The organism is Streptomyces sp. NPDC057137 (genome assembly GCF_042670825.1).
Classification (GTDB): Bacteria; Actinomycetota; Actinomycetes; order Streptomycetales; family Streptomycetaceae; genus Streptomyces.
On sequence record NZ_JBHUUW010000001.1, the window covers coordinates 563,674 to 576,553 of the forward strand.

A 12,880-nucleotide genomic window follows, 5' to 3' on the forward strand; every position below is an offset into this window, starting at 1 on the left:
CGACTGAGCGATCGACTGAGCGATCGACTGAGCGATCGACAAAGTGCGGCCAAGTCCGCGTATCGACCGACCATGTGACGTGATCAGGAGAGTGGCATGAACCTTGCCGAGGCACTTGCGTTGTTGCAGAGCGCCGGTGCGCAAGTCAGTCATCGCGAGTTGGGGCGCCTGACGACGGAGACGGAGCTGCAAGCCCTCGGGCTCGACTCCGTACAGCTGATCGAGATGATCGCGGTGGCCGAACACGCCATCGGCCAGCGGCTGCCGGACGAGGCATTCGGACGCGTACGTACGGTCGGTGAGCTGTGCGAGGTGCTGATGGCCGCGGCCCCGGAGCGGCAAGCGGGCGCCCGATGACCTCCCGTGCGCTGCGTGAGGCGTTCCACCGCGAGTACATGACGTTCTTCGAACGGGCGGAACGCACCCGTCGCTGGAACCTCTTCGAGGACGTGCCCTGGGACCGGCTCGACGAGGTCCCCCGCGACGACCGGCTCGCGCTCTGCGCCGAGACGTTCTGCGGTGTCGAGATGTTCCTCCCCGACTATCTGCGCGAGCATCTGTCTCTGCTGGCCGGCGACTACGGCCAGGCGTGGTTCGCGGCGAACTGGGGCTACGAGGAGGCCAAACACTCCCTCGTACTACGCGAGTATCTGCGCCGCACCGGGCAGCGCACCGAGGAGCAGCTGCACGACTACGCCGAGCAGGTCCTCGCCCGCCGCTGGCGGGCACCGCACGACGATCCCCGGCGGATGACCTGCTACCTCGCGGTGCAGGAGCTGACGACCTTCGTGATCTACCGGAAACAGCGCGAACTCGCCCGCCGGACGGGCGATCCCGTGCTGGCCGAGGTGTACCGGTTCGTCGCACGGGACGAGATGGCCCACTCCCGCTTCTACCAGCGCATGCTCGCCGTGCACCTGGACGACGACCGCGCGGGCACGCTCGCCGATCTCGCCCACGTCGTACGCACCTTCCGTATGCCGGCCGAGGATCTGCTGCCCGACTACGACGAACGGATCACTGTCATGCGTACGGCGGGAGTGGACGCACGCGTGTTCTTCACCGAAGTGGTGCTGCCCCTGCTGGCAGCGCTGGGCCTCACCCGCGGTGACCTGTTCTCCGTGCCGGTCGGGCCCGTGCCGGTCGGCCCCGCGTCGGCCCGCGCCGTGCTGCCCGCTCAGACCGGCGCCGTGGTGCCCGCTCAGGCCGGTGCCACCGTTCCCACGGAGGGCTGAGCCATGGACTCCGTCGCGATCACCGGTATGGCCTGCCGTTTCCCCGGCGCCTCCGACATCCATGACTACTGGCGGCTGATCCACGACGGCGTGGTGGTCAGCGGCCCCGTCGGCGGGCGTTGGCACCACGAGCCGTTCCACCGCCCGGGAGATCCCCGCGACCCCGACGGCGCCTACACCGACCGGGTGGCCCACCTCGACGACGTACGCTCCTTCGCCGCCCTGCACTACGGACTCCCACCACGACGCGTCGAGGTCGCCGATCCCCAGCACCGGCTGCTGATCGAGCTGACCCGCGTCGCCCTCCAGGACGCGGGCCTGGAGCGCGGCCCGTTCCCCCGGGACCGTACGGGGGTCTACGTCGGTGCCTCGGTGTCCGAGTACAAGGACATGCTGACCACCCGCGTCCGGGCCCGCCAGCTCGCCCAGGGGCAGTACGGGGCGGTGGACGCGGCGGACGCGGAACGCCTGGCGGCCGCCGCCGACGCGGTCGCGCCGATGAACGCGTACACGGTGCCCGGCATCCTGCTGAACATGGCGGCCTCGTCGGTCAGTTCGGTCTTCGACCTGGGCGGCCCCAGCTTCGTGGTGGACGCCGCGTGCTCCGCCTCCCTCGCCGCCGTGCACGAGGCGGTCACCCATCTGCGCTCCGGGCAGTGCGAAGTGGCCCTGGCCGGTGGGGTCTACCTCAACCTGGTGCCGGACAACCTCATCGGGTTCTCCCGTATCGGCGTCGTCTCGCGCGTCGGCGTCTGCCGTCCCTTCGACCGGCGCGCCGACGGGTTCGTACTCGGCGAGGGCGCCGGAATGGTGGTCCTCAAACGGCTCGCCGACGCCCGGCGCGACGGCGACCGGGTGTACGCGGTCATCCGTGGCAGCGCCTGTACCAACGACGGGCGCTCCACCGGTCCCATGACGCCCCGTCAGGAAGGGCAGGCCGCCTGTCTGGAACGGGCCTACGACGACGCGGGCGTCCCGCCGGGCAGCGTCGACCTCGTCGAGTGCCATGGCACGGCCACGCCCACCGGTGACGCGGTGGAGATGGCCGCTCTGCGTGACCTGCGGTCGGAATCCCCCGCCGGGGCGCAGTGCCATGTCTCCTCGGTCAAGGCGAACATCGGGCACACTCTCTCCGCCGCGGGCATCGCCGGTCTGCTGAAGGCGGCCCTCGCCGTCCACCACGGTGTCATCCCGCCGCAGGTGGGCTGTGAGCAGGCCGATCCCGCGATGCTCCCGGACGGGGGCGCGTTCGCGGTCGCGCGTGAACCGTACGCATGGCGGTCCGAGCGGGGCGCACCGCGCAGGGCGGGTGTCAGCGCCTTCGGATTCGGTGGGACGAACGTGCATGTGGTGCTGGAGCAGGCACCGGAGCGGGTACCGGAACGAGCCTCGGTGCCGGCACCGGAGCCGACGGCGGTGTCCCGGCAGGGGGACGAATCGCTGTTTCTCCTGACGGCGGGCTCGGACACCCTGCTCGCCCAGTACGCCGAACGGCTCGGCGGTGTGCTGGACGGGCCGACCCCGCCGGCCCTCACCGATGTCGCGTACACCCTGGCCTCCCGGACCCCGCTGCGGGCCCGAGCCGTGGTGGCCGCCACGACTCGTACCCAACTGGCCAGGCTGCTCACCGAGTTGGCGACGGCGCTGCGCGACCGCGCCGCCGTGCCGCCGGGCGTGTGGGTCCGGTGCCATGGCTCCGGGGCGCGTGAACTCGGCGGATCACCACCCCCGGAGGCCGCGCGCCTGCTCGGCGCGCGACGGCCGCCGGCCCCGGCCGCCGGACGCCTGGTGAATCTGCCGCCCAGTCCGGTCGAGACCACCACGCACTGGGCGCTCGGCGAGACCGAGCACATCACGGCGCCGGACGGTTCCGTGACAACACGTCTGCTGGCGGCCATCGCCCATGTGTCGGACTTCCCGCCGGATGTCCTCGGACCGGACCAGACGCTCGTCGGTGACCTCGGATTCGACTCCCTCCTCGTCGAAGAACTCGCCGAGCGACTGTCCGAGATCTGGCCCGGCCTGCCACCCCTCAGCAACGAATCCCTGCGCGACGGCACCACGGTGCGGGAGATCGCGGACTGGATCACGGCTGCCACCCCTCGCTCCGTACCTCTGTCCGTACCCCTGCCCGTACCCCTGTCTGTACCGCGCCCCGCCCCGCCGCCGCCCGTCGAGAGCGACGAAGCGGCGGGGATCGCGGACCGGTTGGCCTCGCTCGGCCTGCCGAGCCCCTACTTCGCCGTGCACGACGAACTCGACGGAGCCACCACGGTCGTCGACGGGGTCCGGCTGACCAACTTCTCCGGCTACGACTACCTGGGGCTGGCCCAGGACCCCGTGGTCACCACGGCCGCGAAGGAGGCCATCGACCGGTACGGCACCTCGGTGTCGGCCAGCCGCGCGGCCTCCGGGGAACGACCGGTGCACGGCTCGCTGGAAGAGGCACTGGCCCGGCACCTGGACGCGGAACGGGCACTCGTCCTCATCGGCGGACATCCCACCAACGTCGCGGTGCTCGGGCATCTCCTCGGCCCGGGAGACCTCATCGTCCATGACGCGTTCGCGCACAACAGCATCGTGCAGGGAGCCCAGCTCTCCGGGGCCCGTCGGCGAGCCTTCCCGCACAACGACCTGGCCGCGCTGGACCGCCTCCTCGCCGAACAGCGAACCTCGCACCGACGAGTCGTCGTCGCGGTGGAGGGCGTCTACAGCATGGACGGCGACCTCGCGGACCTGCCCGCGCTGATCGAACTCCGGCACCGGCACGACGTCATGCTGTACCTGGACGAGGCACACAGCATCGGTGTCCTCGGCGCCACCGGCGCCGGCGCCGTCGAGCACTGGGGCGTCCCGGCAGACGCCGTGGACATCCGGATGGGGACACTCTCCAAGGCACTGGCAAGCTGTGGCGGATACGTCGCGGGCTCCGAAGCACTCGTCACCCATCTCCGGCACACGACGCCCGGGTTCATCTACAGCGTCGGCATCCCGCCGAGCGCGGCCGCCGCGGCACTGGCGGCGCTCGAACGGCTCCGCGAGGACCCCGCACGCGCGGCCACGGCCCGTGCCCGCGCGGCACGATTCAGGGAACTCGCCGTCAAGGCGGGCCTGAACACCGGCCTCAGCGCGGACGGTTCCTGTGTCGTGCCGGTCATCACCGGTGACGCCGCCACCGCCCTGCGCCTGGCCGACGGGATGCGCCGACACGGTGTGAACGCGCAGCCGTTCATCCCACCGGCGGTGGAGAACCACCAGTCACGTCTACGGTTCTTCGTCACCGCTCAGCACAGCGAACGGGACATCGCCGGGACCGTCCGGGCCTTGGCCGCCGAACTCGCCCTGGTCCAGGGGGTGTTCACCAACTGACGGACGGTGAGGGGGCCGGGCGGCCGACGACGCGCCGGGCGGGACTCTGAAGACAGGGCCTAGCGCGGCACCAGCTCGGCCAGCCCCTCCTCCAGACCGACGGCGGGAACGAAACCCAGCTCACGGCGGGCCCGTTCCGTCGAACAGGTCCACCACGCGCTTCTCAGCTCGACGGCCTTGTCGCGATTGAGCGGAGGATGGTCGCCCCGGAGGCGGCCGACCAGCTCGGCGCCCCGGGCCACCGCGCCGACCAGAGGGAGAGGCACCGGCAGCACCAGCGGACCGCCGCGGCGCCCGAGCGCCCTCGCCAGCGCCCCGCACAGGTCGTCCCAGGTGTGCGTGGCACCGTCCGACACCGAGTAGATGCCGTCGGCGGGCCGCGTCGCCCCGAGCCGACGGCCCCGGAGCGCCGCTGCCAGCAGCGCCTCGCACAGGTCGTCGACATGCACCAAGGAGTAGCCGCGCGGACCGAACCCGGCCTTGAGCACCACCCCAGCACGCACCATCGGCAGCAGTGAGGGAACGAACGCCGGATCCCCCGGGCCGTAGACGATCGGCGGGCGGACGATGGTCGCGGGCACCAGGTCGGACAGGTCCCGCACCGCGTACTCGGCGGCGAGCTTGCTCCGCCCGTAACGGGACACCGGCAGCGGAGGGTCCTCCTCCTGGCGGGGCCGGCCCGGCTGCGAGGGACCCGCGGCGGCCAAGGAGGAGCACAACACGAGCGGCGGCGGGGACGGCAGCGCGGCCACCTCCGCCACCAGCCGCCGTGTGCCCTCCTCGTTGCACCGGCGAAACCCGTCCTCCGTCGGCGACTTGACCAGACCGGCCAGATGCACGACGTAGTCGGCGCCGCGTACGACCTCGCGCAGACCCTCGCCGGTGACGAGGTCACCGGTCACCAGACGCACCCCCGGCGCGGCGATGTCCTGGTGCGCGGAGGTGCCGCGTACCAGAGCGACGACGTCACCGCCCTCACGGAGGATCCGCCGGCACAGCCGCCGGCCGATGAACCCGGTCGCACCGGTGAGCGCGAAGCGGGGATGTGCGGTGGTCATGGGGCCTCCATCGGTGCCGTTGGAACGGGAGTTGGCGACGGGGCGGACCGGTCCTCGCGTCGCCCGAGCCGTGGCATCCACCAGTTGGCGCGCCCCGCGAGCCGCATCACGGCCGGGACGAGCAGGGCGCGGATGACGGTGCAGTCCAGCAGGACGGCGAGCGCGAGCCCCACGCCGATCAGCTTCAGCAGGACGAGCGAGGAGAGCGCGAGCGCCGCCATGACCGTGGCGAAGACCAGGGCGGCGGAGGTGAACAGCCCGCCCGTGCGTTGCAGACCCACCGCCACCGCGGTCTCCGTGTCGCCGCCGCGCCGGTGCTCTTCGACGATGCGGGACAGCAGGAACACCTCGTAGTCCATCGACAGGCCGAACGTCACGCAGAACATCAGGCTCGGGACGACCACGTCCGTGATGCCGCCCGCGGTGACGTCACCGAGCAGCGGCGCGAGGTGGCCTTGTTGGAATACGGCGACCAGGGTCCCCGAAGTGGCGGCCAGACCAAGGGCGTTGAGGACCAGTGCCTTGACGGGAATGAGCACACTTCGGGTGAACGCCAGCAGCAGGACGAAGGTGACCAGCACGGTGACGCCGACGACCGCCGGCAGGCGGCCGGTCAGTACGTGTTCGGTGTCCGCGAGCCGGGCACCGGGTCCGCCGACCAGGACCGGTCCGGGCGCGGGCACCGCGCGGAGCCCGGCGGCGAGTCGGCTGCCTCGGGGGGACAACGGGTCGTCGCCCTCCGGGACCACGGACAGCCAGGTGCCGCCGGGGCCCGCGAACCGGCCGGACGTCGCGTCCGGCGGAGCGGCACGCCGACCGTCGCGATAGGTGCCGGTCCTGGCGTCGACCCGCCGCACTCCCGGCACCTGGGCGAGCCGTCGGGCGTACGCGTCGAGCACCGGATCGGAGAGCGGGCCGGAAGGCGGGCCGGAAACCGGGCCCGTCACGGAGTCGGGGGGTGCGCCCGGCCGCCGTCCGGGCAGCACCACGCTCGCCGCGTCCACCCATTCCGACCCGAACTCCGCACGCAACCGCTGGGATGTCTCGGCGACGGGTGACGACGCCGGAAGGATCCGGTCGTCGTACATGCCGAAGCGCACCTGGGTCACCGGTGCCGCCAGCAGCACGAGGAGGGCGAGCGCCCCCACGGCCACCAGGACCGGCCGCCGCATCACCGCGTGCGCGAGCCGGAACCACGCGCCCGACGACACCGCGCGCTCCGGGCGGCGCAGCCGCGCGAACACGTCCCAGCGGTCGATGCGGTCCCCCAGCAGGACGAGCAGCGCGGGCAGCACCGTCAACGCCCCGACGGCCGACGCGCACACCACCGTCGCTCCGCCGTAGGCGAGCGACCTCAGCAGCGGCAGCGGGAACAGCAGCAGCGCGCACAGGGAAGCGGCGATGATCACGGCGGAGAACACCACGGTACGGCCGCCCCCGCGCAGCGTCCGCCGCAGGGCTCGCTCCGGTCCGGAGCCCGCGGCCAGTTCCTCCCGATACCTGCTGACCAGGAGCAGGCTGAAGTCCACCGCGAGTCCGAAGCCCAGCGCGGTGGTGATGTTCAGGGCGAACAGCGACACCTCGGTGGTGGTGTCGAGGAGCCGCAGGAACGCCGTCGTGGCGGCGACCGCGACCACACCCACCACGACCGGCAGCAGGGCCGCCGTGACGCTGCCCAGCACCCACAGAAGGATGAGCAGGACCAGTGGCACGGCGACGAACTCGGCGTGGCGCATGCCCTCGTCGCTGAGCCGCTCCGTCTCGTTCAGCACGGCCGCCGCACCGGACGCCGACACCCGCAGCGGACCGTTCGTACCGGTGAACCGGTCGATGATGTCGCCCGCCGCGTCACGAACGGCCTGTTCATCGCCGTGGAAGCGGATCAGTACGAGAGCGGAGTCCGCGCCCGAGTCCCCGTCCGCGTCCGCTCCCGCGTCCTTCGTCCGGAGGGACGGAAGCCGGTGCTGCCAGTACGAGTTCACCCATGCGATCCGGTGGTCCGCCGTGAGACGCCGGGTCAGCTCGCGGCCCGCCGCGGTCGTCCGCGGGGCGTCGACGGATTCTCCCGAAGCCTTGGCGAGCAGGATCAACTGCGGTGGCCCGGCCTGGAATTCGGATGCGAGCAGTGCCTCGGCGCGTACGGAGTCGGCGGACGACGGGGTCCAGCCGCCGGGAGACAGCCGCTGGGTCAGGCCGAGCGCGTACCAGCAGGCCAGGAGCGAGAACACGAAGGTCAGACCCATAACCAGCCGGGCGCGGCGCACCGAGCGGCTCTCGAAGCCGCCGAACGGCTCTTGCCTCACGGGCCGGTCCGCCTTTCTCCGCTTGCGTCTCATGCGGAGACAGTCATAGCACAGCGCGTCACGACCGGTGATGAGGCAATTACGTTGAGTGCTAGCCTCGTTGGGCTATGGAGAGTTCCCACGCGTCCGACGACGCGGTTGAAGATGTGCGTGACGGCGCGTATGACAGTGCGTGTGAAGTGGTCGCGGTCCGCACCCGATCGGACCGGTCGGCGTTCGTCGACTTCCCCCATGTCCTGCACCGGCAAGAGCCTTTGTGGGTACCGCCGTTGCGCGGCGATCAGCGCAGGCTCATGGACCGCCGGGCCCATCCCTTCTACGAGTTCGGCGAGGCGGAGTTCTTCCTGGCCCGGCGGGACGGTCGCGTCGTGGGCCGTGTCGCGGCCGTGCACAATCCGAACCACAACCGCTTCCACGGCTCGAAGGACGGCTTCTTCGGGCTGTTCGACTGTGTCGACGATCAGGGCGTCGCGGACGCGCTGTTCACCGCTGCCGCGTCCTGGCTACGGGCCCGGCGACTCGTCACCCTGATCGGCCCTGTGGCCCTTTCCACCAACTACGAATGCGGACTGCTGACCGAGGGATTCGATCTCCGGCCCGCTGTTGAGATGCCGTACAACCCGCCGTACTACGACAGGTTGATCCGCGACTGCGGATTCACCACGGCGACGGAGATGCTGGCCTGGGAACTTCCCACCACCGTGCACGAGGACCGGAAGCTGACGCGTCTTCTGCGGTCCGGAAGCGATCGGGGCGTTCGGATCCGTCCCCTGGACACGCGGAACTTCGCCGCCGAATCGGACCTGATCAAGGAGATCTACAACTCCGCCTGGAAGGACAACTGGGGATTCAGCCCGATGACCGACCGTGAATTCGACGCCCTGGCACGTCAGTTGCGACCGGTGCTCAGTCCCGGACTGGGGGCCGTCGCGGAGGTGAACGGCGAACCCGCGGGATTCGTCCTGGCCGTGCCGGACCTCGCCCCCGCCCTGGCGGCGGCGAACGGCAGGCTGCACACCTGGGGCATCCCACTCGGCCTGCTGCGCCTGCTGCTGGCGCGCCGGAGGGTCGACAGGCTGCGGGTGATGGTCCTCGGAGTACGGGAGGAGTACCGCAACCGCGGCATCGAACTTCTCCTGGGCATGGAACTGTCCCGCAACGCACAGCGCCTCGGCTACCCGGTCATGGAGGCGTCCTGGATGCTGGCCGACAACCGCCGGGCCAATCGGACCATGCGGCTCACAGGGGCCCAGGTGATCAAGAAGTACCGCATCTGCCAACGCCCCGTGGAACGCCTCACCTCATCCCCGGGGTGACTTCTCTACCAGATGCCGTCGATGACCTCTTCGAGGGCGAGGGTCCACTGCGATTCGTCGTCCGCGAACGGCAGCGGATCGAACTCCGAGATCTCCGCGCGCAAGGCGTCCACCCGCGCCTCGACATGCGTCCGGCATCGGTTCGGCGAACCATTTCCTCCATCCGTCGGCCGCACGCTCCCAATCGTCAACGAGACGGGAAGCAGTGGCCGGACGGCCAAGGCGGCGCGCCCCACCGGCCGGAGCATCTCGTGGGTGGCAGCCCGCATCGGCCTCCACTGACCCGGTCACGCCCGTGACCGTGTGCGGGTGCATCTCGCGCCGTGGTCGGCGCCCCTTCGGGAACCTGCGGGCCCGCCCGAGTCTGTGTGGCACGCAAGCGGTTCTCAGAGATGCTGGAGGCCGACCCGGGAGTCAGCCGGCGAGCTGTCGCTGGACTGCCTGAGCGTCGATCAGGTAGTTCATCTCGTAGAAGCGCCCGTCACGGACCTTGTGGAAGGCGTACTCGGCGTACTCGACCGTGACGCCGGTGGGGGTCAGGCCGAACCACTCCTTCGCGGGTGTGCCCTTGTTGAACAGACGGGCCGCCACGCGGTCGTCCTCGATGGCGAGGTCCTGGACCCGCCAGGTGAAGTCCGGGACCGCGTCGCCGTGCCCCTCCAGCTCCGCGATGACGTCGTCCCGCGTGACCGGCCGGCCGTTCATGATGAGCTCGTCGTGAATGAATTCGGTCATGCGCTGAAAGTCATGTGTGTTGAGTGCGTCGATGTAGCGCTGGAAGAATCCGCGCAGGTCGGTGTCGGACATGATGGCCTTTCTGTCGTCCCGGATCGGGTTGTGTGCTCGGATGGTGATGACGTGCGACGCCCCATCGCCGTGGCGTCCGTCGTTGCTGGCGGGAACCTCGGTCGCAGGCGCTTCTCTTCCGATCGGTACGGAAGTTGCCTTGTCGCGCTTCGGGATGCCGTTCCGCGGCAGATGGGCGCCGTGCGAGGTCTCGTCGCGCGTCGCGATGTCGCCGCCGCCGGTCACGCGACGGGCGGTGTCCGGGGTCATATCTGGTTCTCGCCGCCGTCGACGTACAGGTTGGCTCCGAGGACGAAGCTGCTCTGCCCGGAAGCGAGGAATGCCACCACGTCGGCGACCTCGGCCGGGCTGCCGATCCGGCCCAGTGGGACGCTTGCGGCGAGTTCGGACTTGGTGAAGGGCGTGTCTCCCGCGGTCGCGGCGTCGAGCGCGGGGGTGTCGATGGTGCCCGGGGAGATCGTGTTGACCCGGATTCCGCGGCCCTTCAGCTCGTTGGCCCAGGTGCGGGCGAAGGACCGTACCGCCGCCTTGGAGGCCGCGTACGTGCCGAACGCCGCGACACCGTCGTCGGCGCGCACCGAGGAGTTGAGGATCACTGACGCGCCGTCGTTGAGCAGCGGCAGCGCCTTCTGCACAGTGAACAAGGTGCCCCGGACGTTGACGCCGAAGGTCTCGTCGAAGTGCTCCTCGGTGACCTGCTCCAGCGTGGCGAACGACGCGGTGGCGGCGTTCGCGAACAGCACATCCAGCCCGCGCCCCCGGACGCGGACCGCGTCGTAGAGACGGTCCAGGTCGGCGAGGTCGGAGATGTCACCGACCACCGCCGTAGCCGTTGCCGGGCCGATGGTTTCGACGGCCGCGTCCAGCACGGTCTTGCGCCGGCCGGTGATGAACACGTGCGCGCCCTCGGCCGCCAGCCGAACGGCGGTGGCCAGGCCGATCCCGGTCCCGCCGCCGGTGACGACGGCGGTCTTGCCTTCGAGCTGTCCCATGACCGTGACCTCCACAGAGTTCAGTACCGATCGGTACTGAAAGAGACTCTAGCACCTTACGCACCGACCGGTACAGAAGAGGTACGATCGTTGGCATGGACACAGGACAGAAGGCGCCGATCGGCCGGCCGAGGGGCTTCGACCCCGACGAGGCACTCGAACGCGCCATGCGGGTCTTCTGGGAACAGGGTTACGAAGGCGCCAGCCTCACCGACCTGACCAGCGCCATGGGCATCACCCGCACCAGCATGTACGCGGCTTTCGGCAACAAGGAGGACCTGTTCCGCAAGGCCCTGGAGCGCTACGAGGAAGGCCCCGCCTCGTACGGAGTCACAGCTCTGCGGGAGCCGAGCGCCCGGCAGGTGGCCACCGCGTTCCTCGACGGCTCGGTCCGGGCGACCACCAGCTCGGGCTGCCCCGCGGGGTGCCTCGGCGTCCAGGGGTCCCTCGCCGCGGGTGACTCGGGAAGCGGCGCCCGCGACATCCTCGCCGCCTGGCGCGACGGGCACGTCTCCCTCCTTCGCGACCGGTTCCAACAAGCCGTGGACGAAGGCGATTTGCCGCCCGCCGCTGATCCTTACCTGCTCGCCCGCTACATCATGACCGTGGCCAACGGCATCGCCGTCCAGGCCGCCGGCGGCGCCACCCGCGACGACCTCCAGCACGTGGCCGAAATGGCCCTGCGAAGCTGGCCACCCGCCACGGGCCCGGATCAGCTCGGCGGCTGAGCAGAACGCTGTCCGCTCCACCCAAGGGCTGTTGGCGGGTCTTGGCGAGATCGGCACACCCGGGGTGGTGGGGTGTCGGTCGCGCTCCCGAGCAGCCGAGGAGTACCAAATAAGTTAACTTAAGCCATTTTTTCGTCAAACAGCCCATTTAGAGCCATTGGATCATTCCGCAGAGCGCTGCGCGGCCCGTTCCGGCCTACGTTGATGGTGTGTTGGCCGGAGAGCATCTCCGGTCGCGCAAATCGAGAGGTCACCTCATGCGCTTCACGCGCACTCCCGCTGTTCCCCGGACCCTCCTGGTCGCCGCGATCACCGTCATCAGCCTCACCGCGCCCGCCCTCGCCTCCGCAACCCCCCGCGCCGACGCGGGCACTGTCCGGACCCAGACCAGCTCCGGCATTCTCGGCTTCCCCGGCGCCAACGGAATCAACGGAGCAGGGACCAACGGCGGCCTCGGCGGCCTGGGCGGCACCGGCGGCGCTGCCGGTGCGAACGGCAACGGCGGCAGCGGGGGCAACGGCGGCAACGCCGACGGCAACGCGAGCACCGGCGGCCTCGCCGGCACCGGCGGCGCCGGGGGTGCGAACGGTAACGGCGGCATTGGCGGTAACGGCGGCAACGCCACTCTCGGTGGCACCGGCGGCAAGGGCGGGGTGGGCGGGGTAGGAGACGCCGGGGTCGGCATCCCTGGTGGTAAGGGCGGCACCGGCGGCGCCTCCACGGCCGGCGGCGGCCACACGGGCGGAACCGGCGGAGCGGGTGGAGCCGCGAGTCCGGTGTGTCCCGGCAAGCCTGGCGGCAACGGCACCAGCGCCACGTTCAGCGCCGACGGCATCGCCGGCGCCACCGGCGCCGCCGGCAGGACCACCCTCCCCTGCTGACCGGGTAAAGGCCCCAGACCCAGACCCCGCCCCCTCGCGGGGTACAGGCTGGGCCCTGGATGGCCAAGGTGGCAACATCGGCTGTCACGAACCTGCTGGGCGGGCTGAACGCGGTCGGCAAGCCCGCGAGCACTTCGAAGACACCAGTCCGGTCGCACCGGCGGTCCGCCCGTGCGACCGGACGGTGGCGT

Annotated in this window: 11 protein-coding genes; 6 read left to right on the forward strand and 5 right to left on the reverse strand. The window is 70.8% G+C overall.

Annotation, left to right across the window (positions count from 1 at the left end; genetic code table 11):
• Nucleotides 1–96 precede the first annotated feature (96 nt).
• From ACFT9I_RS02530 to ACFT9I_RS02540, 3 genes are read left to right on the forward strand one after another with little or no spacing between them, the layout of a single operon-like run.
• Entirely contained in the window at nt 97–357 is a 261-nt protein-coding gene (locus tag ACFT9I_RS02530) for an acyl carrier protein (protein ID WP_382559559.1), read from the forward strand.
• On the forward strand, nt 354–1,235 hold the full coding sequence (locus tag ACFT9I_RS02535) for an acyl-ACP desaturase (protein ID WP_382559561.1): 882 nt from the start codon (nt 354–356) through the stop codon (nt 1,233–1,235). The genes ACFT9I_RS02530 and ACFT9I_RS02535 overlap by 4 nt, the downstream gene beginning before the upstream one ends.
• Nucleotides 1,236–1,238: 3 nt before the next feature.
• On the forward strand, nt 1,239–4,604 hold the full coding sequence (locus ACFT9I_RS02540; protein WP_382559563.1) for an aminotransferase class I/II-fold pyridoxal phosphate-dependent enzyme: 3,366 nt from the start codon (nt 1,239–1,241) through the stop codon (nt 4,602–4,604).
• Between the two features lie 59 nt (nt 4,605–4,663).
• Here the strand turns inward: ACFT9I_RS02540 and ACFT9I_RS02545 are convergent, their stop codons facing one another.
• Nucleotides 4,664–5,662 (reverse strand): NAD-dependent epimerase/dehydratase family protein, encoded by a 999-nt coding sequence (locus tag ACFT9I_RS02545; RefSeq protein ID WP_382559564.1) that lies wholly within the window; start codon nt 5,660–5,662, stop codon nt 4,664–4,666.
• A complete protein-coding gene (locus ACFT9I_RS02550; RefSeq protein ID WP_382559566.1) occupies nt 5,659–7,965 on the reverse strand; it encodes an MMPL family transporter in 2,307 nt (768 codons plus the stop codon). The genes ACFT9I_RS02545 and ACFT9I_RS02550 overlap by 4 nt, the downstream gene beginning before the upstream one ends.
• Nucleotides 7,966–8,234: 269 nt before the next feature.
• Between ACFT9I_RS02550 and ACFT9I_RS02555 the strand changes: the two genes are divergently transcribed.
• Nucleotides 8,235–9,281 carry an N-acetyltransferase gene (locus ACFT9I_RS02555; RefSeq protein ID WP_382559569.1) on the forward strand — a complete coding sequence of 349 codons (1,047 nt, stop codon included), beginning with the start codon at nt 8,235–8,237 and terminating at the stop codon, nt 9,279–9,281.
• A 5-nt stretch (nt 9,282–9,286) separates the two neighbouring features.
• On the opposite strand, the gene ACFT9I_RS02560 is transcribed toward ACFT9I_RS02555, so the two are convergent.
• From ACFT9I_RS02560 to ACFT9I_RS02570, 3 genes are all read right to left on the reverse strand, one after another.
• Nucleotides 9,287–9,457: a hypothetical protein gene (locus tag ACFT9I_RS02560; RefSeq protein WP_382559572.1), complete on the reverse strand. Its 171-nt coding sequence runs from the start codon at nt 9,455–9,457 to the stop codon at nt 9,287–9,289.
• Nucleotides 9,458–9,695: 238 nt separating this feature from the next.
• The gene (locus ACFT9I_RS02565) at nt 9,696–10,337 is read right to left on the reverse strand and encodes an ester cyclase (protein ID WP_382559574.1); all 642 of its coding nucleotides are present in this window, start codon (nt 10,335–10,337) and stop codon (nt 9,696–9,698) included.
• Nucleotides 10,334–11,080, reverse strand: a complete 747-nt coding sequence (locus tag ACFT9I_RS02570) for an SDR family oxidoreductase (RefSeq protein ID WP_382559576.1) — start codon at nt 11,078–11,080, stop codon at nt 10,334–10,336. The genes ACFT9I_RS02565 and ACFT9I_RS02570 overlap by 4 nt, the downstream gene beginning before the upstream one ends.
• A gap of 95 nt (nt 11,081–11,175) precedes the next feature.
• Here ACFT9I_RS02570 and ACFT9I_RS02575 point away from each other — a divergent pair, with 95 nt between their 5' ends.
• Together ACFT9I_RS02575 and ACFT9I_RS02580 are read left to right on the forward strand one after the other, a co-directional pair.
• Entirely contained in the window at nt 11,176–11,808 is a 633-nt protein-coding gene (locus ACFT9I_RS02575) for a TetR/AcrR family transcriptional regulator (protein WP_382559579.1), read from the forward strand.
• Nucleotides 11,809–12,065: 257 nt separating this feature from the next.
• On the forward strand, nt 12,066–12,689 hold the full coding sequence (locus ACFT9I_RS02580) for a hypothetical protein (RefSeq protein ID WP_382559581.1): 624 nt from the start codon (nt 12,066–12,068) through the stop codon (nt 12,687–12,689).
• The last annotated feature ends 191 nt before the right edge of the window (nt 12,690–12,880 follow it).